Source organism: Halioglobus japonicus (assembly GCF_001983995.1).
Lineage (GTDB): Bacteria > Pseudomonadota > Gammaproteobacteria > Pseudomonadales > Halieaceae > Halioglobus > Halioglobus japonicus.
This window is the reverse complement of sequence record NZ_CP019450.1, coordinates 3,548,041-3,571,847: the sequence shown is the minus strand read 5'-3', so window position 1 is coordinate 3,571,847 and position 23,807 is coordinate 3,548,041. Positions and strand designations below refer to the sequence as shown.

At 58.4% G+C, this 23,807-nt stretch carries 23 protein-coding genes; 11 read left to right on the top strand and 12 right to left on the bottom strand.

What is annotated here, in order from left to right; translation table 11 throughout:
• Positions 1-145: 145 nt before the first annotated feature.
• The 4 genes from BST95_RS16780 to BST95_RS16765 all read left to right on the top strand — a co-directional run bounded on the left by BST95_RS16780 (position 146) and on the right by BST95_RS16765 (position 5,123).
• Positions 146-823 (top strand): response regulator transcription factor, encoded by a 678-nt coding sequence (locus BST95_RS16780; RefSeq protein ID WP_084200636.1) that lies wholly within the window; start codon positions 146-148, stop codon positions 821-823.
• Positions 813-2,006, top strand: a complete 1,194-nt coding sequence (locus BST95_RS16775; RefSeq protein WP_084200635.1) for a sensor histidine kinase — start codon at positions 813-815, stop codon at positions 2,004-2,006. Before BST95_RS16780 ends, BST95_RS16775 begins: the two co-directional genes overlap by 11 nt.
• Positions 2,007-2,087: 81 nt before the next feature.
• Entirely contained in the window at positions 2,088-3,164 is a 1,077-nt protein-coding gene (locus tag BST95_RS16770; protein ID WP_084200634.1) for a type 1 glutamine amidotransferase domain-containing protein, read from the top strand.
• Between the two features lie 84 nt (positions 3,165-3,248).
• The gene (locus BST95_RS16765; RefSeq protein WP_146004141.1) at positions 3,249-5,123 is read left to right on the top strand and encodes a B12-binding domain-containing radical SAM protein; all 1,875 of its coding nucleotides are present in this window, start codon (positions 3,249-3,251) and stop codon (positions 5,121-5,123) included.
• Here the strand turns inward: BST95_RS16765 and BST95_RS16760 are convergent, their stop codons facing one another.
• Positions 5,124-6,587 carry an NAD-dependent succinate-semialdehyde dehydrogenase gene (locus BST95_RS16760; protein WP_084200632.1) on the bottom strand — a complete coding sequence of 488 codons (1,464 nt, stop codon included), beginning with the start codon at positions 6,585-6,587 and terminating at the stop codon, positions 5,124-5,126.
• Between the two features lie 86 nt (positions 6,588-6,673).
• Between BST95_RS16760 and BST95_RS16755 the strand changes: the two genes are divergently transcribed.
• Positions 6,674-7,492: an SDR family oxidoreductase gene (locus tag BST95_RS16755; protein WP_229801609.1), complete on the top strand. Its 819-nt coding sequence runs from the start codon at positions 6,674-6,676 to the stop codon at positions 7,490-7,492.
• A gap of 6 nt (positions 7,493-7,498) precedes the next feature.
• On the opposite strand, the gene BST95_RS16750 is transcribed toward BST95_RS16755, so the two are convergent.
• Positions 7,499-7,996: a nuclear transport factor 2 family protein gene (locus BST95_RS16750; protein ID WP_084200631.1), complete on the bottom strand. Its 498-nt coding sequence runs from the start codon at positions 7,994-7,996 to the stop codon at positions 7,499-7,501.
• On the bottom strand, positions 7,989-8,501 hold the full coding sequence (locus tag BST95_RS19975; RefSeq protein WP_169843983.1) for a nuclear transport factor 2 family protein: 513 nt from the start codon (positions 8,499-8,501) through the stop codon (positions 7,989-7,991). Before BST95_RS19975 ends, BST95_RS16750 begins: the two co-directional genes overlap by 8 nt.
• Before the next feature lie 120 nt (positions 8,502-8,621).
• Between BST95_RS19975 and BST95_RS16740 the strand changes: the two genes are divergently transcribed.
• Together BST95_RS16740 and ybaK are read left to right on the top strand one after the other, a co-directional pair.
• Positions 8,622-9,128, top strand: coding sequence for a Rieske 2Fe-2S domain-containing protein (locus BST95_RS16740; protein ID WP_169843982.1), 507 nt, complete (start codon positions 8,622-8,624; stop codon positions 9,126-9,128).
• Positions 9,129-9,135: 7 nt separating this feature from the next.
• Positions 9,136-9,603, top strand: a complete 468-nt coding sequence (gene ybaK, locus BST95_RS16735; protein WP_084200629.1) for a Cys-tRNA(Pro) deacylase — start codon at positions 9,136-9,138, stop codon at positions 9,601-9,603.
• A gap of 16 nt (positions 9,604-9,619) precedes the next feature.
• Here ybaK and BST95_RS16730 read toward each other — a convergent pair whose 3' ends face one another.
• Together BST95_RS16730 and BST95_RS16725 are read right to left on the bottom strand one after the other, a co-directional pair.
• Positions 9,620-10,762, bottom strand: a complete 1,143-nt coding sequence (locus tag BST95_RS16730; protein WP_084200628.1) for an aromatic ring-hydroxylating oxygenase subunit alpha — start codon at positions 10,760-10,762, stop codon at positions 9,620-9,622.
• A gap of 12 nt (positions 10,763-10,774) precedes the next feature.
• A complete protein-coding gene (locus BST95_RS16725; RefSeq protein ID WP_084200627.1) occupies positions 10,775-11,962 on the bottom strand; it encodes an acyl-CoA dehydrogenase family protein in 1,188 nt (395 codons plus the stop codon).
• A gap of 157 nt (positions 11,963-12,119) precedes the next feature.
• Between BST95_RS16725 and BST95_RS16720 the strand changes: the two genes are divergently transcribed.
• Together BST95_RS16720 and BST95_RS16715 are read left to right on the top strand one after the other, a co-directional pair.
• The gene (locus tag BST95_RS16720) at positions 12,120-13,376 is read left to right on the top strand and encodes a cytochrome P450 (protein ID WP_084200626.1); all 1,257 of its coding nucleotides are present in this window, start codon (positions 12,120-12,122) and stop codon (positions 13,374-13,376) included.
• Positions 13,373-14,407 carry an alcohol dehydrogenase catalytic domain-containing protein gene (locus BST95_RS16715; RefSeq protein WP_084200625.1) on the top strand — a complete coding sequence of 345 codons (1,035 nt, stop codon included), beginning with the start codon at positions 13,373-13,375 and terminating at the stop codon, positions 14,405-14,407. The genes BST95_RS16720 and BST95_RS16715 overlap by 4 nt, the downstream gene beginning before the upstream one ends.
• 47 nt (positions 14,408-14,454) lie before the next feature.
• On the opposite strand, the gene BST95_RS16710 is transcribed toward BST95_RS16715, so the two are convergent.
• From BST95_RS16710 to BST95_RS16695, 4 genes are read right to left on the bottom strand one after another with little or no spacing between them, the layout of a single operon-like run.
• On the bottom strand, positions 14,455-15,324 hold the full coding sequence (locus BST95_RS16710) for an SDR family oxidoreductase (RefSeq protein ID WP_084200624.1): 870 nt from the start codon (positions 15,322-15,324) through the stop codon (positions 14,455-14,457).
• Between the two features lie 8 nt (positions 15,325-15,332).
• Positions 15,333-15,527 carry a hypothetical protein gene (locus tag BST95_RS16705; RefSeq protein ID WP_084200623.1) on the bottom strand — a complete coding sequence of 65 codons (195 nt, stop codon included), beginning with the start codon at positions 15,525-15,527 and terminating at the stop codon, positions 15,333-15,335.
• 2 nt (positions 15,528-15,529) lie between these two features.
• Positions 15,530-16,333 (bottom strand): hypothetical protein, encoded by an 804-nt coding sequence (locus BST95_RS16700; RefSeq protein ID WP_084200622.1) that lies wholly within the window; start codon positions 16,331-16,333, stop codon positions 15,530-15,532.
• Positions 16,334-16,342: 9 nt separating this feature from the next.
• Positions 16,343-18,754 (bottom strand): TonB-dependent receptor, encoded by a 2,412-nt coding sequence (locus BST95_RS16695; protein ID WP_146004142.1) that lies wholly within the window; start codon positions 18,752-18,754, stop codon positions 16,343-16,345.
• Between the two features lie 136 nt (positions 18,755-18,890).
• On the opposite strand from BST95_RS16695, the gene BST95_RS16690 reads away from it, so the two are divergent.
• Complete coding sequence (locus BST95_RS16690) at positions 18,891-20,336, top strand: carotenoid oxygenase family protein (RefSeq protein ID WP_240500223.1); 1,446 nt, start codon at positions 18,891-18,893, stop codon at positions 20,334-20,336.
• Positions 20,337-20,372: 36 nt separating this feature from the next.
• A complete protein-coding gene (locus BST95_RS16685) occupies positions 20,373-22,232 on the top strand; it encodes a DUF885 domain-containing protein (protein WP_084200620.1) in 1,860 nt (619 codons plus the stop codon).
• Here the strand turns inward: BST95_RS16685 and BST95_RS16680 are convergent, their stop codons facing one another.
• Genes BST95_RS16680 through BST95_RS16670 form a run of 3 tightly spaced genes read right to left on the bottom strand, consistent with a single transcriptional unit; the run spans position 22,233 to position 23,799 of the window.
• Entirely contained in the window at positions 22,233-22,643 is a 411-nt protein-coding gene (locus BST95_RS16680; RefSeq protein ID WP_084200619.1) for a MaoC family dehydratase, read from the bottom strand.
• The gene (locus BST95_RS16675; protein WP_084200618.1) at positions 22,640-23,083 is read right to left on the bottom strand and encodes a hypothetical protein; all 444 of its coding nucleotides are present in this window, start codon (positions 23,081-23,083) and stop codon (positions 22,640-22,642) included. The genes BST95_RS16680 and BST95_RS16675 overlap by 4 nt, the downstream gene beginning before the upstream one ends.
• 2 nt (positions 23,084-23,085) lie before the next feature.
• Complete coding sequence (locus BST95_RS16670; protein ID WP_169843981.1) at positions 23,086-23,799, bottom strand: dienelactone hydrolase family protein; 714 nt, start codon at positions 23,797-23,799, stop codon at positions 23,086-23,088.
• Positions 23,800-23,807: the final 8 nt, after the last annotated feature.

Sequence of the window (23,807 nt, the reverse complement as noted above, 5' to 3'; positions counted from 1 at the left end):
TTTTATTTGGGAAAAAGAATTGGGGACAGACCACCATTTTAATGGTGGTCTGTCCCCAATTTTTTTCCCGTTGGTTTTCACGGCGATTTCACATGCGCGGATTTAGTGTAGGCTAGCTTCAGCAGAGGGATTTGTCAGGCGGCCCGTGAAATTACTCCTTATCGAAGATAACACCACTATTGCCGGTCAGCTGGTCACGTTTTTTGAGGGCCTGGGCTGGGCGGTGGATTACGCCGATACCGGCGAGCGCGGCCTTGCGCTAGCCCGGGGTGGGGTGTTCGATGTGCTGTTGCTCGATCTCAACCTGCCGGATATCGACGGGCTGGAAGTGTGCCGCACGCTGAAAGCGGAGCTGGACTACAACCTGCCGGTACTGATGTTAACTGCCCGCGATGCTTTCGCCGACAAGGCCTCGGGCTATGGCGAAGGCGCCGATGATTACGTGACCAAGCCCTTTGACCTGCGCGAGCTGAGACTGCGTTGTGAGGCCCTGGGCCGCAGGCATGCACTGCATAAGACGTCGGAAATTTACCTGGGTGAATTAACCCTCGCTGCCAAAAGCCAGGAGGCATGGCGCAATGATGTGCCGCTCAAGCTTACCCAGGTGGGCTTTCGCATTCTGTTGCTGTTGGCGGAGGCCTACCCAGAGGCGGTGACACGTTCGCAACTCATGCATCACCTGTGGGGTGATGATCCTCCGGATAGCGACGCGCTGCGCTCGCACATCTACAGCCTGCGCAATGCCCTGGATAAACCCTTTTCCACTTCAATGCTGAAAACCCTGCCCAACATCGGCTACCGCCTGGTGTGTGATGAAAGCTAGCCTGCAGAAACGCCTGTTTCTGGTGCTGGGGATTTTTGTGCTCGCCATTACGGCCCTGTGGGCCGGGCTGTCGCTCATGCTCGCCTACATTGTTGAGGACGAGATTATTGATCGCCTGCTGGCAGGTGAAGTGGCTCAGCTGCAGCAGACCTATGTCAGCTCCGGTGTCATGGCCCAACCTCGACTGGACGAGGTGGCCATTTATGCCTCGCTCGAGGATGTGCCGGCAGCCCTGCAAGCGCACATTGAGCCGGGTGTGGGCGGCGAGATTTTTACTCCTGACGACACTCACTTTCACTACCGTTGGGTGCAATTACAGGGCGTGCCCCCTATGCTGCTCGTGGCAGAGGTGTCTCCCTGGTTGGTGGTGAGCCGGATGTCGACGTCGCTGTTCATTCTGTTATCTACGGGCTTGTTCATGGCGCTGCTGCTTAGCCTGGTGGCCGCCTATGTCATTGCCGGCATTACCACGCGCCCCCTGCGGGAGCTCACTGCCGCCATTGAGCAAAACCCCCGACCCGGCCCGCTGCCGCATGTTCACCAGAACGACGAGGTGGGGGTGCTGGCCACGGCCATGGAATCGGCCCTGGACGGCCTGCAGCAGGCACTGGCAAGGGAGAGCGCATTTACCCACGATGTCAGTCACGAGCTGCGCACACCGCTCACCGCGCTGCGCAATGCGGTAGTGTTGCTGCCGGCATCGGTGGCCAATGACGCCGAGGTCAAACAACTGGTGGCCGCCAGCGCTGAGATCGAGAACCTGCTGACCACGCTGGTGGCATTGGCGAGATCTGAGTCCTCCCTGACAACACCACTGCCTATGCGGGCACTGCTCGAAGATGTTCTGCTCGCACGGTCAGAGGTTATCGAAGCGAAGGGGCTGGTCCTTGAGCTGAATGTTGACGACGAGGCAACGGCCCAGGGCAATGAGCAGCTTGCGCGATTGCTGATCGGCAACCTGGTGGATAACGCGCTGCATTACGCCCACCCCGCGAGGCTCAGTATTCGCTATCACGCTGGCCTGCTGGAGTTGGCTAACCCGGTGGGGCAGGGCGAGCGTGCGGCACATCCCGCCAGCCTGGGGCATGGCCTGTCACTGGTGCGCCGCCTGGCTAGCAGCCAGGGCTGGCGCTTCAATACGGCCGAAGCCGACAACCAGTACGTCGCGCGTATTGCGACCTGAAAAACCCGGGATATTTCACGCGGCGTTGACATGCCGCCGCACATACTCACCACATCAACTGCTCAATAGGAGGGCATTATCATGTGGAAGAGTATTGGTATTTCAGTTATTGGCATTGTTGCCGTCACCGGCGGTCTTATCGCCTGGCTGTTCAGCCTGGTGGATCGTTCCAACGCCCAGGGGATTGACTTAACCCAGCCCCAGGACATCCCCTACGTACAAAAGCGCCTCGCGCCCGATCGCGGCAGCATCCTGATTGTGCTCACCAGCGAAACCGAAATGGGCGATACCGGTAAGAAAACGGGTTACGAGCATACTGAGCTGTCGCGCGCCTACTATGTGTTCTCGGTGAATGGGTTTGAGGTCGACATCGCCAGTCCCAAAGGTGGCGAGCCCAATGCCATCATCGACAATGAGGACATGGGCGCACTGGACTACGCGTTCCTGAACGACGACGAAGCGATGGCCAAGGCCACTCACACTCTGCCACTGGCAGAGGTGAAAGGCGCCGACTATGAGGCGATTTACTTTGTCGGCGGCAAGGGCACCATGTGGGATTTTCCCGACAACCCTGATGTACACCGTCTGGTGCGCCACTTTGCCCAGCAGGACAAGTTGATTGGTGCGGTGTGCCACGGCCCGGCTGCCCTTGCCAACGTGTTCCTCGATGACGGCGAAGCATTTCTGCAGGGCAAGCCTGTTACCGGTTTTACTAATGAAGAAGAGCTGTTCCTGATCCCCGATGCAGAGCAAGTATTCCCCTTCCTGCTGGAAGATCGCCTGCGTGAACGGGGTGCAGATGTCTCGGTGGGGCTGACTTATCTGGAAAATATTGCCGTGACCGATGGCCTTGTCACCGGCCAGAATCCCTGGTCCGTCTACGCCACTGCCGAAACCATGATCGAACAGCTGGGCTATACGCCGCTGTCCAGGGAAGCTACTGCTATAGAGAATAGCGTGGACGTGCTCATGCAGTACCACTTGCTGGGCAAGATTGGCGCGCGTGAACTGCTCGACACCTATATTGCCAGTGACGCCGCCTTTGATCGCAACCTGGTGGTGATGCACGGCCTGGTGGCGGCGATGCAGTGGCGTGTGAAATCAGCGTTGGAACTGCTGGTGATCGCACAGCACGCCAAGACCCACTCTGCTGGCTGAAAGTTTGCCCGATGCAGGTGTGCGTACCCGCCCGGCATGCAGTAGAATCTTCGCAGCTAACAATATTTACCGGGTGAAATTGCTGTGACTACCCCGCGGCCAGTGATGCCACTGGCCCTGTCTTCTTCCGATGCTTCGCTGCCGTATCTGTCCCTGGGCATGGTGGCGTCCTATCTGCGCGCTTATGGCCAGGGTGAGTTGACGTCTGCCTATGATGTCCAGCCGGTGCGCCTGGCTGGAATCCCGGGGCATCGCCTGGTCGATCTATACCAGGGGATGAGACAGGAAGATGCTCCGGTGGTGTTGCTCTCTTCCTACGTGTGGAATCACGAACTCAATATGCAGGCTGCCCGGCGTATTCGCAGCGAATGCCCCGACGCGCTGATTATCTTAGGCGGGCCGGAAATTCCCAAATGGGAAGGCGAGAGCGAAGCGTTTCTCGAGGCGAACCCGGCGGTGGATGTCGCCGTGCTGGGCGAGGGCGAAGTCGCCTGTGCCGAGGTGCTCAAGGCCCTGGCGACAGGTGGGGAGCTAGCCTCAGTCGCCGGCCTCGTATATCGCGATTCACAGGGTATACACCGCACCGCGGATCGCGACCGTGTGAAGGATCTCGACACCTTGCCGTCACCTTATCTGCTCGGCGAATTTGACGCCTGGATTAGTGACGTATCTACCGCCACTCTGGAAACCAATCGCGGCTGCCCCTATGGCTGTACTTACTGTGATTGGGGTTCGGCAACGCTGCAGAAGGTGTCACGTTTTTCTCTGGATCGTGTTTCTGCCGAGGTGGAATATCTGGCGCAGAAAAAAATGGAAGCGATTTTTATCGCCGATGCCAACTTCGGCATGCTGGAGCAGGATATTGCCATCGCCGAGGCCCTGGTGGCCTGCCGCCAGCGATATGGCTATCCGCAGCGGCTCTATACAAATTTCGCCAAGAACGGCGGACGCCGCCTGATGAGCGTGATCTCCATTCTCAACAAGGGCGGTTTGTTGCCTACTGGCATCATCGCCCTGCAGACCACGGATAAGCCCACGCTGGAGGCCATCCAGCGCGACAATATTCGTACAGCGTCCTACGAGAAGATGATGTCGTTCTTCAACGCAGAGCGCATTCCCATGGCGTCGGACATCATGATCGGGCTGCCGGGGCAGACCGTCGACAGCCTCGAGGAAGACCTGCAGTTCTGTTTTGACTGGAAGGTGTCGGCCAATGGCAACTACACCTCGATGATGCCCAACGCGCCGATGGCCGAGAAGCAGTATCGACAGGAGTTTGCTATTGCGGTGGACGCGGACAATATGATCGCCTCTACCTCAACCTTCAGCGCCGACGAGCTCGGCTATATGCGCTGCATGTACCTCACCTACCTGCTGATGGTGCGCATGGCCCTGCTCAAATACGTTTTGTACTACCTGCAGATCGATCACGGCGTACAGGCGCTGTCATTCCTGCGCAAGTGGATGGATCAAATGACCACAGGCGATGAGCGTTATCCGCTGTCATTGCGTGTATACAGGGACATTATCGTGCCAGCATCCGAGCGCGGCCACTGGCCGCAGGTGACCTGGGGCGAAGAGGGTAAGTTTCTGTATGACGCGCTGGATGAGTTCTATGCGGAAATTGCCGGGTTTACCCGGGAAGCGTTTGGCCTGGAGCTTGCGCAGGGCGAGCTCGATGCGATCTTTGCCGTGCAGTGTGCGGTGAATCCGAGTACCTCGGCCCGCTACCCGATAAGACTTAGCCTGACACACGATGTCGCTGCTTACTTTGAACAGTTGCTGCCGCAGCCAACCCTGCGCCGCGACGACTTCAGCGTACAGCCGCTGTCAACCTATGGCGCCGGTGACTTTGTGGCCGGCGATGAGAGTACCCGCGTGGATTCGATTGCCATGCAGACCATACTGGGGCACTCCGACGAGGGCTGGGAATTGCCCTCGCCGTTGCGCTTCCATTGATCAGGCGTCGAGACCGCCCATTAGCATGTACTTGATCTCGACGTAGTCGTCGATCCCGTACTTGGAACCCTCGCGGCCAGAGCCGGATTCCTTGACGCCGCCAAAGGGTGCCATTTCGTTGGAAATAATACCTTCGTTAATGCCCACAATGCCGTAATCCAGCGCCTCGGCAATACGCCATACGCGGCCGATATCGCGGGTGTAGAAGTAGGAGGCCAGGCCAAACTCGGTGTCGTTGGCCATGGCTATCACTTCTTCTTCAGTGCTGAAACGCACTACAGGTGATACCGGGCCGAAGATTTCATTGCGGAATACCGCCATGTCAGAGGTGACTTCGGTGAGTACTGTAGGCTGGTAGAAGGAGCCGCCCAGTGAGTGAGCCGAGCCGCCAGCGGCCACCTGGGCGCCTTGGGCAATCGATTCCTGCACCAATTTGTCGACATCGTTCATGGCCTTCTCGGTGACCAGCGGGCCGATCACGACGCCGTCGTCTGCGCCATTGCCCACGGTCAGTTCTGCAGTTGCCTTAACAAACTTCGCGACGAACTCGTCGTACACACCATCCTGTACAAAGATCCGGTTGGAGCATACGCAGGTCTGTCCGGCGTTGCGGTACTTTGAAATCATCGCCCCGGTAATCGCTGAATCGATGTCGGCATCGTCGAATACGATGAACGGCGCGTTGCCGCCCAGTTCCATGGATGTTTTCTTCATGGTGGGTGCACACTGCTCAACCAGCATCTTGCCGATGGGGGTGGAACCGGTGAAGGTGAGTTTGCGCACGGTGGGGTTGGAGGTTATTTCGGCGCCAATTTTGCTGGCGCTGCCTGCCACCACATTCACCACGCCAGCGGGTACACCGGCGCGCTCTGCGAGCTCGGCCATGGCCAGTGCCGACAGCGGTGTTTCCGACGCAGGCTTGATCACGATGCTGCAGCCGGCGGCCAGCGCCGGTGCTGCCTTGCGCGCAATCATCGCGTTGGGGAAGTTCCAGGGGGTGATCGCGGCGACCACACCCACGGGTTGCTTGATGCACACAATCCGCTTGTCAGAGGAGGGTCCGGGGATGACGTCGCCATCGATACGCTTGGCTTCTTCACCGAACCACTCAATAAACGCAGCACCATAGGCAATCTCGCCGCGGGATTCGGCAATGACCTTGCCCTGTTCAGCGGTCATCAGCTGGGCGAGGTCTTCCTGGTGTTCCATCATCAGGTCAAACCACTTGCGCAGCACCTGCGCGCGGGCCTTCGCAGGCACCTTCTTCCAGTCTGCCATGGCGGTATCGGCAGCGGCGATCGCGCGCGCAGTTTCAGCTGCGCCTACTCTGGCGATCTCGGTAATGACTTCGCCTGTGGCGGGGTTGGTTACCGCAAACGTGGCACCGTCATCCGCGTCTACCCACTCGCCGTTAATATAGGCCTGGTGCTTTAGCAGGGTAGGGTCTGAGAGAGTCAGGGGCATGGTTTTTTTCCTTTCGCGTTCGTTAGATTGATTCTGAGGTTAGCACGCGCCACACTGGTTGGCGTCATAATAATAAGGAGTGCTCTATGTCCGTTTTTAATCACTGTGTTGCCCTGGTCACCGGTGGCGCCAGCGGCATTGGCGAGGCCACTGTCCGCGCACTTGTTGAGCGTGGCGCCCGCGTTGTTGTCGCTGACCTGCAAGCCGACAGGGGCGAGGCCCTGGCAGCGGAGTTGGGCGATGCGGTGCGCTTTTGCGTCACCGATGTTACCAGCGAGTCGGCTGTTGCAGCAGCAGTGGCTGAGGCCGTGGACACTTTCGGTTCCCTGACCGCACTGGTCAATAACGCCGGAGTGGTAGGCGCGGTGGGCTCGATTACCGATACCAGTATCGAAGCCTATGAACGCACCATGGATATTCACTGCAAGGGCAGTTTCCTGGGGGTTAAACATGCCGCCAAGGTCATGCCCCGAGGCAGCGCCATTGTGTCCCTGGCCAGCACTGCCGGACTGATCGGTGGTCAAGGACCACATGTGTATACCATGGCCAAGCACGCTATTGTTGGCCTCACCAAGTCGGCGGCGTCTGAGCTGGCCACTAAAGGTATTCGGGTGAATGCCGTAGCCCCCAGTGGTACCGTGACGCCCATGATCGACGCGCTGGGTCTGGGTGATGCCGAGGCAACGGCGGCGGCCCTGGCTGCAGCTTCGCCGCTGGGTATTGCCTGTCGCGCTGAGGACATTGCCGATACCATTCTGTTCCTGATCAGCGATGCGGCCCGGCACATTACCGGGCAGACGCTTGCGGTGGACGCAGGCCTGACCACCGCAGGATTGACGCCGCCACCGTTCTTCAATGAAGACCCGCAGATGTTGCTGCAGGCCGGGGTAAGGGAGCAGGGCTGACATGATTCAGGGGCGACGCCGGTTGTCGAGGCGATACACCGGGTCGTCCTGACGACCACCGCGCAGGGTGTCTGGTACCAGCTCAAAGTATGGATCATTGCTGGGGGAGCTACGGCTCCAGTCGACGACTTCACTGCGGTAGGCCAGCTCCCAGGTACCTTCCCGGCACTCGTAGCGGTCGATATAGCGGCCGGCGAAGATCATATCGTCGAACCCCGCTTCGGAAGGCACCTTGTGATAGGCCTGGAAGTACACCTCGCCATAGCCTTCATTGCCCTCGACGTCGATCAGGGTATTGCCGATCAGGTGTTGATTGGCGACGTGGTTGGCCAGCGCCTGCAGGGCAAAATCGATTAGCTCAGTGGGGCTGGCATTCATGAAGCCGTCTTCCCAGAACTGCGCGAGCAGCAGATCGCGATCGAGCCGGTCCAGGCCGCGCATGTAGCGGCTGCTAGGTTCGCCGATCGCCTGCTTTGCGAGTAGCGTTTCCAGGCGCTTATCCATGGTTGTTGTCTCGCTGGAACAGGGCGTAGGAGGGGTCGTCCAGATCGGCACGGCCTTTGGCTAGCGCCGCGAAGGCTTCGTTGTTGCGCTCGTCGTGCACATCGCGAGTTACGCTCCAGTCCATCACCACCTGACGATGCCGGATGCGCCATTGCCTGTCTTTACGTTCAAGTGTGTCCAGATAGCGGCCGCGGAAACACATTTCCTGCTCTGCCCCCCTAAGCAGGTGCGCGGCTTCCACATAGCTCTCGCACTGGGCGAGTCCACCGTCGACCACAATGGTGACGTTGCTCACGCAGTGTCGCGTAAGCTCGTAGCTCTGGGTGAGGGCGGGCCCAATCAACTCGGTGAAATCACTCGCCGCGCCGACGAAGCTGCCGTAGTCGACGGTGGCGTCTGGCCAGTAACAGTCCCTGATCAGCGCACTGTTATTGCGGTCCAGACCGCGGCAGTGACCATGCAGTACGGCAATAATGGCCTGTTGATCTTCGAAGTCAGCGGTCATAGCGGCCTCGTTACGATGGGGTGTTTGCAAGGTTGCGGGGCTCGGCTCATAATTATAAAAACAGTCAATCCTGATTGTATTTGCATGAGTGAAGCGCGTCCAGTCATGATGGGGAAGCGAATGTCGGTACAGAAACCGGGCAGTGCCAGAGCCAGTGGTCCCACCGTGGCAGAGACCATCGCTGCAGATCGTGTTGCCCCGCCGGCGCCGTTGCTCGAAAGTGACTACGCTTTTCTCGGTGATGTCGATATCGATTGTGAACGCTACACGTCTGAGGCCTTTGCACGACGCGAAGACGAACAACTGTGGCGACGCTGTTGGCACTGGGTCTGCCGCGAAGAGCATCTACCGGACGTCGGCGATAACTACGTACACAACATTGGCCCTTGTTCGGTGATTGTGGTGCGCGACAGCGCCGACTCGATCAAGGCGTTCGTCAACAGCTGCACGCATAGGGGTACTCGCCTGATCGATGGCGAGGGCAGTGGCTACAGCATGCAATCCTCGGCGTGGGGTCAGCTTACGTCCAATGTTCAGCGCCAGTACACTATCGACTTTGACTCACCAGCAGCAGCGCATACCGGCGCAACATTAATGCCGGGAGCTAGTGGCCCAGAAGGGGAATGAGTAACTTATGACGCCGGGAATCAACGTCGCCAAGCGCGCCAGGATTGCGCACACGGTGCACGAGTATCAACACGATGCATCACATGAATCCTATGGCCTTGAGGCGGCAGAGAAAATGGGTGTTGCGCCAGAGAGGGTGTTCAAAACCCTGGTGGCCAGTCTCGACGGTCGCGAACTGGTGGTGGCCGTTATCCCGGTGGCATCGAAGCTAAGCCTGAAACACCTGGCCAAGGCCGCGCAGGGCAAGAAGGCAGCGATGGCCAACCCGGAGGATGTCGAACGGGCAACCGGTTATGTGCTGGGTGGCGTCAGCCCGTTGGGACAGAAGAAACGTCTGCGGACATTTATTGATAAAGCCGCCCAGCAATATGCGACGATCTATGTCAGCGCAGGGCGTCGCGGCCTGGAAATTGAACTCGCCCCCGATGATCTGGCAACGTTGGTGCAAGGTGGCTTCATAACACTGTGTCATTGAGCTGACTCTGGGGTGCTCAGGTGAGGCTGGCAATCTGCCGGTGCATATTTTGCACCCCGGGTTCGTTGCGCCCGATGATGACCTTGCGGGGTAGGCCGCTGTTCAGGCCGCGGTGGATCTTGTCGACCAGGGTGTAATCCTCAGTTACTGCAACATCGTTGATCAACTGAAAGTACTGTTCACGCTCGACGAGCTCCGCATCGCTGGTCGGTGCCTGGGGCAGGTACATGCTGTGATACACCACGGATTGATCGTGGCTTACCGGATAGACGCGCCAGGTCTGAAAGTGATCTTCGACCATAAAGATCACGGTGTTCGGAAAGATGTAGTTCACGAACGAGGTGTACTTGCGCGGCTCCCACTGTGCTTCCGGGATTGCATTCAGCTCGCTGATATTCAGCGTGGCCGAACCCATGGCGTGATTGCGCCCGTACTGATGGAAGGTGCCGAGATTGGAGTAGGCCATTTGGCCGATCGTCTCTGGGTGCAGGCTCTCGAAGTGGTAGAACTCCTGGAACGTGTCCATATTGAGTTTCCAGTTGAACGCCGTATCCACCTTCTTGGTACCCAGGTGGTGGTGATCGCTCAGGCCCGCCTCTGCCAGTCGGGACTCGATACCGCCCAACACCTCGTCAATGTCGAACCGCAGTTCAGGGTTGGGCATAACGAACATAAAACCGTGCTTCTCCTCTACCTGTAATTCGCGTAGCCCCAGGGTCTCGCGGTCAACGCCCGCGAAGGCGTCTTGTGAGGGTATGCCGAGCAGCCGGCCGTCAAGGTCATAGCTCCAGCCATGGTAGGGGCAGGTGAGCATGCGGCCCCTGCGCGCCTGGCCACAGGCAGATTCATGCAGTGGTGCACCGCGGTGAGAACAGGCATTCACGAAAGCCTTGAGTACACCCTCTTGGTTGCGCACCACTAGAATGGGAATGCCCGTGTCATCAAAGGCGAAGTAATCGCCCCCGCGAGGCAGCAGGCAACTGGGTCCCACAAACTGTGGGTAGTTGCGAAACAGGGCAGTTCGTTCAGTCTCGAATCGCGCGGCATCGGTATACTCGGCGACATCGATGGTCATGATATTGTCAGCCATGGCCGTCGTTTGCTGCGCCACCAGATTCAGGAGTAGGTGGGTCTCGATGACGAGGTCTGCGTGGTTCACAGCGCGGTGCCCCTAGAGGCCCAGCACCAGCTTGGAGACAATATTGCGCTGCACTTCCTGGGAGCCGCCAAAAATCGATGCGGCGCGATTGTTCAGGTAGCGGGGTAGAACGGCGCTCTCCGGGTCGGGGCGATAGGGGCTGGCGCCCGGCATCGAGTCCATGACCAGCCCGCGGTATCCCAGAATGTCTACAGAGACCTCATTGATGGCTTGTTCGAGGCGCGTGGTGTTGAGCTTGAGTATTGATGACTCAGGTCCCGGGGCGCCACCGGCGCTGACGGCAGATAGAATCCGCAGTTCAGTAATCTCCAGCGCCTTGAGATCAATTTCAATCTGACCGATACGACGCTTGATCACCTCATTGCTGTCGAAGTCAGCAACCTCTGCGGCGGTGCTTTCGTAAAGGTCCCAGAGCCGTTCGAGTTCGTGCACGACCAAGGGCCCAGAGAAACCACCGCCGCGTTCAAACTCCAGCAGGTACTTGGCATAGGTCCAGCCTTTGTTTTCCCCGCCAATGCGATTGCTCTGGGGCACCCTGACATTGTCGAAGAAAACCTGGTTAACCTCGTGATCGCCGGCCATGGTGATGATTGGCTCAACAGACACCCCGGGTGTGGCCATGTCGATTAACAGAAAGCTGATGCCCTGTTGCGGCCTCCCTTCGTTGCTGGTGCGCACCAGGCAGAAGATGTGGTCGGCTAAATGTGCATGCGTGGTCCAGATCTTTGAGCCATTGACGATGTAGTCGTCACCATCGGCCTCTGCCTTGAGCTTCAAGCCCGCGAGGTCGGAACCGGCTCCGGGTTCGGAATAACCTTGGCACCAGTAGTGTTCGCCCGACAGTATTTTGGGCAGGTACTCCTGTTTCTGCGCTTCACTGCCAAAGGCCATGATGACCGGCGCCAGCATCAGCAGGCCGAGAGGAATCAGCATGGGGGCGCCGGCCAGATAGCACTCGCGGCTGAATATGTACTTCTGGGTAGGGGTCCAACCGGTGCCGCCATGTTCGGTGGGCCACTGGGGCACTGCCCAGCCTTTTTCCACCAGAATGGCCTGCCACTGCAGTGCCAGATCTTTTTCGACGAAGACGCTGGCATTGTTGGCGGTCGTTTCAACAATATCCGCGGTGAGGTTCTCGGCCAGAAACTGGCGGACCTCTTGCTGGAACTGTAGATCGTCGGCGGAAAAGGCGAGATCCATGATGGGCTCCTCATATTATGCTTAGGCAAATTAGCAAACCGATATCTAAAAAACAATCAGAATTGACTGTTTATTTTATATTGGCTAATGTGAGCCTCAGACTGCCGCCAAACGATAAGCAATAACACAAGTCCGGCGGCCCATTAGGAGAGCTTAAATGGCCAAGTGCCCAGCAGATTTTGATTTCTTTTCCCCTGAAGTCATCGAGTCACCCTTTGAGTTTTACAAGGTGGTGCGCGAACAGGCGCCTGTGTACCAATTGCCTGAAACCAATATCTTTTTCCTGTCTCGCTGGGAAGATATTCGGACAGTGAATCGCGATACCGCGACGTTCTCCAACGACTTTCAGGACGTCCTGCAAGGGCCGGATCCCTCGGATGAAGTGAAGGCGATTTACGCCTCCGGGTATGCCCAGCCGCCCACACTGCTGACGCTGGACCCTCCCGAGCACAAGATGTATCGCTCGTTGATCAACAAGGTGTTCTCAGCCAAGCGCGTGGAAACCATGCGTCCCTATATGGAAAAAGTCGTGGACGAGTTGCTCGACGACATGCTGGAAAAAGGCGAGTGTGATTTCGTGCATGACTTTGCGACGCCGCTGCCGGTGTATGTGATTGCCGACCAGCTCGGGGTGCCCCGCGAGGATCTGCGCCGCATCAAGACCTGGTCAGATGCCTTTGCATCGCGCCTGGGCGGTATGGCAGACGAACAGCAGCAGCTTGAAGATGCGAGGCTGATTGTCGAGTGGCAGCACTACATGGCCGACATCATCAATCAGCGTCGCGCCACACCCCAGGACGATATGATTTCCGATCTGGCCAATAACATGATCAAACATCCCGATGGCGAACGCCTGATGACGATGGAGGAACTGCTTAGCATGATCGAGCAGTTGCTGGTGGCGGGCAATGAGACTACCACTTCATCGCTCGCGGGTGGCTTGCTGTCATTGATTCAGCTGCAGGACCAGATGCAGCTGCTGCTGGACGATCCCGGGCTGATCGACAATGCAGTGGAAGAGATGTTGCGCATGGAATCACCCTCAGCGGGGCTGTGGCGGCTGGTGACCACGGATACCGCGATTCGCGGGGTGTCGATTCCCAAGGGCTCGCTGCTGATGCTTCGCTATGCGGCTGCTAACCGTGATGAAGTGGTGTTCGAGCAGCCTGACCAGATGGACGTTTGCCGGAAAAACGCGGATGAACACATTGCCTTTGGTTACGGAATTCACTTCTGCCCCGGCGCATTCCTCGGCCGCAAGGAGATGCAGGTAGCCTTCCAGAAAATTCTCGAGCGGATGGACAATATCCAGCTTGCCCCGGGCAAGAACGACCTGATGCATTCTCCGAATATGGTGCTGCGGGGGCTCAAGGAATTACACATTACCTACGACAAGCGCGAGGTCACAGCATGAAGGCCGCGGTATTTGAAGGTGTCGGTAAGCCACTGTCGATTCAGGACGTGCCCCGGCCGGCAGCCGAACCCAATGAGCTGGTGGTTAAGGTCGATTACTGTGGCGTTTGCGGCACCGATCTGCACGCCACGCGAGAGGGCCTGACTACCGCCGCTGAAGGTCAGATTCTCGGGCACGAGTATGTCGGTAAGATCGTCGAGGTGGGCCCAGAGGCGCTCGGTGACTGGCAGGTGGGTGACCGTGTGTGTTCACTGCCGTTCATCGCCTGCGGCACTTGTGACGCCTGTCATGCCGGTCGGCCCTATGAATGCCAGAACAAGAAAGTATCCGGTGTGGATGCACAGGGCGCCTATGCGGAGTATGTCGCGGCCGGCGGGCAGGAAACCATCAAACTGCCCGATGATCTCGATTCACAGGCAGCGGCACTGATTGAGCCGCTGGCGGTGGGACTGCACGCAGTGCGTATGGCCGATGTGCAGCCCGGAAGTCGGGTGCTGGTTATCGGTGCGGGGCCAATTGGCCTCACCGTGGCGCTGTGGGCTCGGTTCTACGGCGCGGCGAGTGTTGTCGTCAGCGAAAGGGCGGACAGCCGCGCGGCACTGGCGCAGAAAATGGGTGCCACGGCGGTCATGCGGCCCGCGGCGGATACCGACGCGGAGACGTTGGCAGCACAGTACGCTGAACTGACGGGCGGCGCGCCCGAGGTGATTTTCGAGTGTGTCGGAGCACCGGGCTTATTACAGCAGTGCATCGAGATGGCGGGACATGGCGGGCAGATTGTGCCGGTGGGCGTGTGCGAACAGCCCGACGCTATTATGCCCATGCTCGGGTTGTTCAAGGAGCTGCGGATTCAGTTCGCTATCGCCTACACCATGGATGATTTCCAGACGGCCATGTCTGCCTTGGCCGAACAGCGTATCGATGTACAGCCGATGATTACCGATATCGTGACGTTGGATGAATTGCCGGCGGCATTTGAGGCCCTGCGGACACCGCAGGATCAGTGCAAGGTATTGATCAAGATAGACTGATCCATGCCCTGCAGCAGCTGCACAAGCTGCTGCAGGGGAGAGTGTTATCAGCGGTAGTAGTCCACGCCCACCAGTTCGGCCATAGCGTCATAAAATGCCTCGCCCTGCAGGCAGTTAATCCGCACCCATTCATCATCGGAGACCTTGGCTCTGGCGGCGACCATTTCGTTCGCATCCTTGCCGACGGTGTAGCGGAATTTCGGTGCGTCGGCCTCGATCGCCTCGGCAATAGCAGCGGCGACATCGGTGGGCATTGAAGGGTTTTGCAGGGCGTATTCAAACCAGGTGCCGAGGCGTCCCAGTGAATTCAGGTAGGGCTGCTCAATGGTTTCGTCCAGCGGTGCTACTTTACCCAGCATGGGAGTGATGACGCACCCGGGTTCCACCAGGGCGACCCGAACGTTAAACTCGGCCATTTCCATGGCGAGTGATTCACTGAGCCCCACCATCGCCCACTTGGACGCAGAGTAGTGGGCGTGACAGCCCACGGTATTGCGCGCTGCCAGCGAACCGACGTTGATGATTCGGCCCTGGCCCTGCTTGCGCATAATCGGCGTCACTGCGCGCAGTGCGTTCACGGTGCCGAAGTAGTTGGTTTCAAAAATCCAGCGCACATCCTCAATCGGCGTCATTTCCACCGCCTGACCTGCACCGACGCCTGCGTTGTTGACCAGGGCATCAATGCGGCCGGTTTCCTGCATGATCTGCGCGACGGCCGCCTCAATGCTCTCAGGCTGGGTGATGTCCATTTTCAGCACGGTTACCGGAAGCGATTCGGCGGCTATGGCTGCATGCAGTTCATCGACGCCGTCGGGATTGCGCACCGCTGCGTATACAGTATTGCCTTTGCGCGCCATGTGCAGTGCAGCTTCCCGGCCAATGCCGGTGCTGGCGCCGGTTACGAGAATAGTCGACATATAGGTACTCAGTCCTTGTTCTGGTGGTGGCCCTGGCGGGCCTTGTAATCGATACGATATTCGCAAGTCACGCAGCGGCGCATACCTTCGCGCATACTGTCGTTCTGGGCTTTCAGTGTGGCCACTTCAGCTTCGAGCTCACGAATGCGCTGCGCTTGTTTGACCAGCTCTGCTTTGGATTGAAAGAAGTCGCCGAGTGCCACGGCTAGTCGGTCGACCAGCTCATGCGCACGGTGCAGGAGGTTTCGGGCAGGTGCGGGTCGAACTCCATTTTCAGGCCCCCGTTCTCGCCTTTGAAAATCGCTTCAAAGGGCCCTTTGCAAATGGCCAGACAACCTTCTTCGGGCAGGGCATTGGGGTTGGGCAGGTCGGCCTGCCGGCCGCAGGTGTGCCAGGCGCAATCGGGTATGTGCATGACAGTTATACCGTTGCTGGGATCGAACTCGGTGATCGTGGCGCGGCCTGTTAACCAGTGTGCCGGGTTGAAAGTCTCGAACATGAACGTGCTGAACCATCCTGGTTCGGTCGAGCCATTGGCCTTCTTTTTGGTTTTTTTGTTTTTGTTCTTTTCCGGCATGGTATTCATCATTGCCAGAAAATCACCCGTGGTTTCCTGTCCGGTAGCCACCGCGCTGCCAATTACGATTTCATCAAACTGCTTGGTGCTATAGTACTTGCGCAACTCCAGCAGGGCCCACTCCACCTCGCGCACAAAGTTGCCGTAGCGTTTGCGCCATTTCTCCCGGGGTGAATCGAGCAGTCGAACCGTCTCACGTTTGCTCTTGAGTGCGGCCCAGTCGGCATCGACCTGTGTCGCATCGCCGGACAGCCGCAGTATAGGGAGGAACGTGTGTGTCACCAGCAGGGAGGCCTTCTTCACCAGCATGGTGTTGGACATCCACATGTCAATCCAGGCCTGTGGCCCCCAGTTGTACCAGAGGCCGGGTCGCTGGGCCGGCGAGATCCGGCCGCTGCGCTGATCCGAGGTGATGATGTTGTTATCGGCCATAGTCTGAGTCTAGTTCATCATGCGCAGGGTGACACCGTAGGTGGAACCTGGCGCCACAACGCCGGCGTAGCCGCCCACGGTGGGGGCATCGATACCCCATGAATAGTATTCTTCATCCAGCAGGTTGCGGCCCCACAGAATCGCTTCCCAGGTGCGGGCCTGATTGCTGAGTGTGAGACGCAAGTTGATGAGGTTGACTGAGTCGTTTTCCAGGTTGGGGTCGAGATCCTGGTCCAGGAAATAGCTGTCTGTGTAGCTGTGTTCCAGGCGTGCGGTGCCGACCAGATCACTGCCCATTTCATGGTCGTACTGAATATAGGAGCTGATAGTCCACTCGGGGGCATTGTCGATGGGCTGCCCCGCCAGGTCCTGCAGGCAGACCGATGCGGTGCCCGGTGTGCCCCCCTGGGCGCCTTCGATGATGTAGTACTGTTCGAAGGACTGCTGCACGGTGCACTGGCCGTTATCAAAGGATTTGTACTCGGCCTTGTTGTAACCCAGTGCACTGCCGAAGATGACATTGGTGGTAGGCAGGTAGGTGAACTCCAGTTCCGCGCCATAGCTTTCCATGTCGCCGGCATTGGTGACCTTCAGCGAGGCGCCGTCGAAGGATTGGGCCTGGAAGTCTTCGTAGTCCACGAAGAACAAGGCGCCGTTGAACTGTACGCGACGGTTGCCCCAGGAGGTCTTCCAGCCCAGCTCGTAGGAGGTGGAAATTTCCTCGTCGAATTCGCCGGTCTCGCCCAGAGCCTGGCGGCGCTGGTCGTAACCGCCGGACTTAAAGCCGCGACTGACCATGGCATAGCCCATGACGTCCGGGTTGAAGAAGTAGCGAAAGTTCAGCGAGGGTGACAGCGCGGTGTCGCTGCGGTCATCGTCGTAGGCAATATCTGGGCCCGCGATCGGTGGTGTGTCGAAGGGCACCGACGGTGTGGTGATCTGGGTACCGACACGCTCTTTTTTCTCATAGGTATAACGCAGGCCGAGGGTGGTGCTGAAGGCCTCGGTGATATTCCACACCGCCTGGCCGAACGCGGCGTAGCTGGTGGTGATGTATTCGTTGGTGTCGATATTGGTAGAGCCACCCGGCGAGAAGTCGGCCATGGTAATGTCGCCAAACAGCACAATCTTTTCTAACAGGTCTTCGCGCTGCTCAAAGTCACCCTGCGAATCGAGCGTGGAGCGATAGGCGTACAGGCCCGCTTGGTAGTCGATGGTTTCGCCACCCTCGGAGGTAATGCGCAGCTCCGACGAGTATTGGTCCAGATCGATGTCTGTGGTGGTGCGACTGGCATCGTAGGCAGTAAAGTCGCCGTCGAACATGCTCAGTGATTCATAGAAACGCCAGGCATTGATGAAGGTGATGGTGCTGCCGCTTTCAAGATCGCGGTTCCACTCCAGCGCTGCGCCACCAACGTCTACCTCATTACCCAGGTCTGCGTTAAACCAGTAGTCGTCGCCAAAGGGATCGGCCTCGGGTGGAGAAAAGCCCTCGGCCGTCTCGAAGTCGTTAAAACGCAGAATGGGCTGTCCCAGTGCATTGTTGCCGAGCATTTCCTGCCATTGCGCAGAGGGCGTGCTTGTAATCGGTGAGTTGAGCGTGGACAGGCCTTCGTAGGTGATTGTCGCCAGAGCGCAGCAATCGGTATCTTCCTTGGAATAATCCAGTGACAGAATAAACTGGCCGAAGCCGTCGGTGGTGGTGTCGCCTTCGAAATCAAACAGCAGCCGGGCGCGGCCGCCGTACTTGTTGGCGTCGTTAATGCCCTTACCCGTATAGGTATTGCGATACATGTGGTCGCCATCAATCCCGTAGGCGGACAGGCGCATGGCGTGGCCGGAATCACCCAGCGGTACGTTTACCATGCCGCGCAGTTCCATGCGCTCTTCGCTGTCGTAGCCGGCTTCCGCCAGGTATTCAAACTCATTGGTGGGTTGCTTGGTGATAATGCTGATAGCGCCGGCGGCAGTGTTTTTGCCGTACAACGTGCCCTGCGGGCCGCGCAGTACTTCAATGCGCTCAACATCAATCAGGTCGGAGATGCTCATGCCGGCCCGACCCTGGTAGACGCCGTCGATGAACATACCCACGCTGGGGTCGATGCCGGAGTTGGTGCCGACCGAGCCGATCCCTCGAATGCGGTAGGAAGTGCCGTTGGAGTCGGTGCTGGGTGTGATTTTGAGGTTAGGAGTGTACTGCTCGAGGTCGGTGAGTTGGTTAACACCCGTGCTTTGTAAAAAATCCGAGCCAAAAGCCGACACCGACATGCCAACTTCCTGTAATCGCTCTACCCGGCGGCTGGCGGTCACCAGGATTTCTTCCAGTACCAGCGAGTTGGGGGCGGATTCCTGGGCCAGTGCCGCGGGGCCAGAAACGGGGAGTAGTAGGGAGGCACCGAAAACCGGCAAGTACTTCCTCATAATAAACACCACTTGTCTTATCGTTATTTTCTTGTGATAAGACAGTATCAAATGTGATTTAAAAAACAAACCGAATTGACTGATTTTATTTGTAGCGTTATGTTGGGTCGGTCACATAAATATAAGAGAGTACGTCATGGCTGAACCTATGCCTTCTGATAGCACCTTCCTCAATTTCCCCTGGGCGCCGATCCAGATGGAATGTGAGGCCAGCGACCTGATGATTGAAGGAGAAATGCCCGCTGATTTATCGGGTACGCTCTATCGGGTAGGTCCCAATCAGCGCTGGAAGCCCCGTGGCGACTACCATCTGTTTGCGGGTGACGGCATGGTGCATGCCTTCCACATCAATGGAGGTCGCGTCGACTACATTAACCGCTGGGTGCGCACCGCCAAGTTCAATATGGAGGATGTTGAGGGGCGTGCGCTGATTAACGCTCTCAACCCCTTTGACTGCGACCCGGATTACTCAGATTTCCCACTCACCGATAAGGAAGGTCTGGCCAATACCGCCGCCGTCTGGCATGGCGGGCGCATGCTGATTATGGAGGAGGGCCACCAGCCCTACGAGATCGATCCAATTACTCTTGATTCGATTGGCAGCTGGACGTATCGCGGCAAGTTGCATACTGCGATGACCGCTCACCCCAAGGTCGATCCGGCCACCGGAGAAATGGTGTTCTTTGCCTATATGGCCACCGGGCCCTTCTCGGAAGATGTTATGGTGCACAAGGTCAGCGCTGACGGCCTGCTCACTCAGAGTATTCATATTCCCACGCCCTACTCGGCGATGGTGCACGACTTCGTGATCACCGAGAACTATATCGTGGTGCCCATATTCCCGATTACGGGCAGCCTCGATCGCGCCATGACCGGTGGGCCTCCCTTCGCCTGGGAGCCCGACAAGGGCGTGCATGTGGCGGTGTTGCCGCGCAATGCAGAGACTGCCGAGGATATTCGCTGGCTGAAGATGGACACCTGCTTCGTATTCCACTTTATGAATGCCTTTGATCGTGACGGTGTGATCAGTATTGACGCTGCCCAGTTCCCCCTGGTGCCATTGTTCCCCACGCCCGATGGTGAGCCCACTGGTAGTACCAAGAGCAAGCTCTGCCGCTGGACGATCGATATGAACAATCCGGAGGCGGAGGTGATTTCCGCGCCACTGGATGGGTTCGAACTGGAGTTTCCCCAGGTTGATCCGCGCTATGCCGGCCAGGACTACCGGCATGGCTGGTATACCACCACCGATGGCAATGTGAAGAGCGACATGGAGGTGAATGAAAACCTCTACAACACCATTGGGCACTGGGATCACAGTACCAATACCACGGTTCAATACTCCTGTGGCAACGGCATGGTGTCAGAAGCACTGTTTGTCCCTCGTTCAGAGGACGCGGCCGAAGGCGAGGGGTATCTGCTCGCGGTGGTGACAGACTTCGATACTCGCCTGAGCGGCCTGTGGGTGTTCGACGCCCTGGATATTGCCGCGGGCCCGCTGGCCAAGGCGCATCTTTCGCATCGGGTCCCCCCGGTTTCCACGGCACCTGGCGACCCGCCGGCTAGCGCTGGATTGTGTTAGAGTGCGCGCCTTCTAGTTCATCGAAGAGGCGCACTCATGCTCTATATTCGTCTTCTGGCAGCCGCAATGAGTCTGGCTGCCCCTCTCAGCTTCGCCGCTGTCACCCAGGCCGAGGCTTCCTGGGATCGCTCCGCGTGGGAGCAGCAGGTAGCTGCCGAGCGTGACATCAATGAACTGGGGCGCCTGTACCTTGAACTGACCCTGGAGCAGTCACCTCACAACAGCGTGTTTCGCGGCCTGCATGGCACGGCTGCGGAGCCTACTCGCTATGACGACCGGATGGCGGATGCCAGCCCGGTCGCCCGCGCGTCCTTCGATAGTGCCCGTGAAACGCTGTTGGCCAAGCTCGAGGGCATTGGTGCGTCAGCCCTGTCCCGCAGCGATCAGATCGATTTGCATATTCTGAAAAAACGCGTGGAGTTGCACCTGTTCAACTCGCGCGAGTTGGGCAGCGGTGCCAGCCCCTTCACCTGGAGTAGTGCACTGTCCACTGGGCTCTCCTCACTGTTAATGCGTGACTTTGCACCGCTGGATCAGCGCCTAAGTAGCCTGGGTAAACGCTGTGCTGCGACGGGCGATTATCTTGGTGGGGTGAAGGCCTCTCTCGCGCCGGATGATGTTCTGCCGACAGAACAGCACAAGAAAACCGCCCTGGCACAGCTGGGTGGTCTGGATCGCGACGGCGGTCTGTTTGATAAGACGATTCCCGACTTGTTGGCATCCTCCTCACTGAGTGATGATCAGCAGCGCCAGATTCTTGAAGATTGCAGCGATGCCCGCGAGCAGATCAAGGCGTTCACGGCCTGGTATCAGGCTACCGTGATGCCGCGCGAGGCGAGCGAGTGGCGCACCGGTAAAGCCATTTATGACCGTCAGTTCGATTTGCAGAATGACTACTACCTGACACCGGACGAACTGCTTGCCCGTGCTGAGCAGGCGCTCGAGGATAACAACCGTGAACTGGAGGCGCTGGCCCGCCGTATTCACGATGCCTATCTGGTTGAAGAAATTGAAGCAGGGACCTATGCGCCGGCAGCTGAGCAATCCGATCAGGCGGTGGTGCGCAATGTGTTCGCCAAGCTGTCGGAAGATCGGCCCACCCCGGACTCGCTGGTGGAAGACAGTTATGCCCTGGCCGACGGCATTATCGCGTTTGTTAAAGACAATGACCTGATGGACCTGCCGCCCGCCACCAAATTGCGCATCGAGCCTGTGCCGCCGCAACTGAGTGGCAACTCGGTGGCTTTTATCCAGACTGCTCCCGCCTTCGAGCCGCACCTGGAATCGGTGTGGTTCTGGGACATTGAGCTGCTGCGCAGTGCCCCGGATTACCTGAAAGAGTACAACCGGACCATGCTGGCCATCGTCTACATTCACGAAGGCGTGCCAGGCCATTTCGTTCAGTTGGAGTATTCCAACCGCGCCGAACGCCTGATTCCCAAGGTGTTTTTCAACGGGCCGATGGTAGAGGGCTGGGCGAGTTACATCACGACGCAACTTGTCGCCGAAGGGTATACGGTGTATCCGAATCATCCCCTGGGGCATGAGTTGCAGCAGATGACCGATATCAAGATGGTACTGCGCGCGCTGACTAACGCCATTATTGATCTCAAGTTGAATCGTACGGATTGGCCGGAAGAGGAGGCCCTGGCGCTGATGATTGAGCGCGGCTATCAGCAGCCCGGTGAAGCCCAGGGTAAGTTGGGTCGCGCCAAAATGGGCGCCGTACAGTTATCCAGTTATTACGCCGGCTTCCTGGCCATCGAGGATATTCTCGCCGAGTACCGCGCCAAGAAAGGTGATGCTTTTTCCTACAAGGAATTTAATGAGCGTCTGGTCGGTGCCGGTTCACCACCGTTTTTCGCGATTCGCGAATTTATGCTCGAGGACGAGTGATCACGTAAGCGCTACCCGGGCTTCGCCTTCGAGGAGTACGCCGCGTTCGGCGTGCTCCAGCCAGATGTCACAGTCGGCGTAGCGCTCGCCCTGATCTTCAACCACGGCGGTTACCGTGCCTCTGGCGACAACATGTTCGCCGTCGAGAACTACCTGCGGAAAACGCATGACCAGGCGCCTGATGGAATCTGGTCCCGCCCAGGCGTGCAGCATGTTGACCATATAGCTGAGGCCCAGTGGGCCCTGATTGATTGTGCGTCGGCCGAGCCCCAGAGGGAGTGCGGCTACCGCGTCCCGGTCCCAGTGCAGCGGGTTCGGGTCGCGCAATATCGCCGCCATGGTACGCATACGTTCAGCGGGCACTTCAGGCATAACCCACTCGGGAATGGCCTGACCTTCAACACAGTTCACAACGTATTCCTCGTGTAGTGCCAGGTCACGGTAGAGCGGGCGACGGCCCGGTCCTGTGCAGAGACGTCAAACGCAAACTGAATGCGATCGTATTCGCGCTCGCTGTCGTCATGCCTCTCAGCACTGGCAATATAGCCCTCCTCCCCGTATTCACGCTCTTCCTGCAGTGGCTGGAAAAATTCCCATTCGTAGCTTTCTATCATGATCGAGAGATCTGACTCTGCCTGACCGAGGGCGAACATTTCGGCAATGCTGGTGCCGCTGCCAACAATCGGCAGATGAAATAGCGCGGCGGGATGAGCCAGCCCGCCCGGCAGCAGATCGGCACCCGTGCAGCCGGTGAGCAGAACGTTTTCCCAGTGCTCAATAGTGTAGTGGCCGCCTGGGAACTGGTGGCCGGTCAGGGCGCGGATCTCTGCCTCAGGCGGTACCTTGTGCACAGTCAGAGTACCTCGGCGAAGAAGTCGAGCATGGCGCGCCAGGAGCGCTTATCGGCGTGCTCGTTATACAGCACGCCGCCTGCGGGATTATTGGCCGCCTTGCGGGTGAAGCCGTGCAGGGTGTGGCCGTAGTTGATTAATTGCCAGTCCGCGCCGCGCGCCGTCATTTCCTGCTGGAATGCGTCTATGGCTTCCAGTGGGACCATCGGGTCGTCGGCCCCATTGAGTACCAACACCGGGGCGGTAATAGGGGTGTCTTCCAGGCCATTCGGGGGGAGGATGCCGTGGAACGACACGGCGGCCTTGATGGCAGGCCCGCCCGACCTTGCCAGGTCCAGTGCGCACATGCCGCCGAAGCAATATCCCATGCAGCCTATGCGCGCGGTGTCTGCATTCGGGATCATTGTCACGCTGTCCAGGGCCGCTACCAGCCGCGCCAGCAGCATGACCCTGTCCTGCATGTAGGGCGCCAGCACCGCCTGCACGGTGTCAAAATCGGTGTGGAATGTGCCGTTGCCGTGGACGTCCAGCGCCAGGGCGATGTAGCCAGCGTCAGCCAGGCGCTGGCACTTGCCACGAACCTCATCTCCGAGGCCGTCCCAGGCGTGTATGACCAGTATCACTGGGAAGGGACCCTGGCCTTCCGGGCTGAAATATTCCCCGTGGCAGCGCAGGTCGCCAACCTCATAATCCAGTCTTGTTCCTTGTTGGGTCACAGCGATTT

Excerpts from the sequence above, each read along its gene's own strand:
- BST95_RS16690 (WP_240500223.1), top strand. The coding sequence starts at position 18,891 with ATGGCTGAACCTATGCCTTCTGATAGCACCTTCCTCAATTTCCCCTGG.
- BST95_RS16770 (WP_084200634.1), top strand. The coding sequence starts at position 2,088 with ATGTGGAAGAGTATTGGTATTTCAGTTATTGGCATTGTTGCCGTCACC.
- BST95_RS16740 (WP_169843982.1), top strand. The coding sequence starts at position 8,622 with ATGTCGGTACAGAAACCGGGCAGTGCCAGAGCCAGTGGTCCCACCGTG.
- BST95_RS16715 (WP_084200625.1), top strand. The coding sequence starts at position 13,373 with ATGAAGGCCGCGGTATTTGAAGGTGTCGGTAAGCCACTGTCGATTCAG.
- BST95_RS16755 (WP_229801609.1), top strand. The coding sequence starts at position 6,674 with ATGTCCGTTTTTAATCACTGTGTTGCCCTGGTCACCGGTGGCGCCAGC.
- BST95_RS16720 (WP_084200626.1), top strand. The coding sequence starts at position 12,120 with ATGGCCAAGTGCCCAGCAGATTTTGATTTCTTTTCCCCTGAAGTCATC.
- BST95_RS16750 (WP_084200631.1), bottom strand. The coding sequence starts at position 7,996 with ATGGATAAGCGCCTGGAAACGCTACTCGCAAAGCAGGCGATCGGCGAA.
- BST95_RS16760 (WP_084200632.1), bottom strand. The coding sequence starts at position 6,587 with ATGCCCCTGACTCTCTCAGACCCTACCCTGCTAAAGCACCAGGCCTAT.
- BST95_RS16725 (WP_084200627.1), bottom strand. The coding sequence starts at position 11,962 with ATGGATCTCGCCTTTTCCGCCGACGATCTACAGTTCCAGCAAGAGGTC.
- ybaK (WP_084200629.1), top strand. The coding sequence starts at position 9,136 with ATGACGCCGGGAATCAACGTCGCCAAGCGCGCCAGGATTGCGCACACG.
- BST95_RS19975 (WP_169843983.1), bottom strand. The coding sequence starts at position 8,501 with ATGACCGCTGACTTCGAAGATCAACAGGCCATTATTGCCGTACTGCAT.
- BST95_RS16685 (WP_084200620.1), top strand. The coding sequence starts at position 20,373 with ATGCTCTATATTCGTCTTCTGGCAGCCGCAATGAGTCTGGCTGCCCCT.
- BST95_RS16695 (WP_146004142.1), bottom strand. The coding sequence starts at position 18,754 with ATGAGGAAGTACTTGCCGGTTTTCGGTGCCTCCCTACTACTCCCCGTT.
- BST95_RS16775 (WP_084200635.1), top strand. The coding sequence starts at position 813 with ATGAAAGCTAGCCTGCAGAAACGCCTGTTTCTGGTGCTGGGGATTTTT.
- BST95_RS16710 (WP_084200624.1), bottom strand. The coding sequence starts at position 15,324 with ATGTCGACTATTCTCGTAACCGGCGCCAGCACCGGCATTGGCCGGGAA.
- BST95_RS16700 (WP_084200622.1), bottom strand. The coding sequence starts at position 16,333 with ATGGCCGATAACAACATCATCACCTCGGATCAGCGCAGCGGCCGGATC.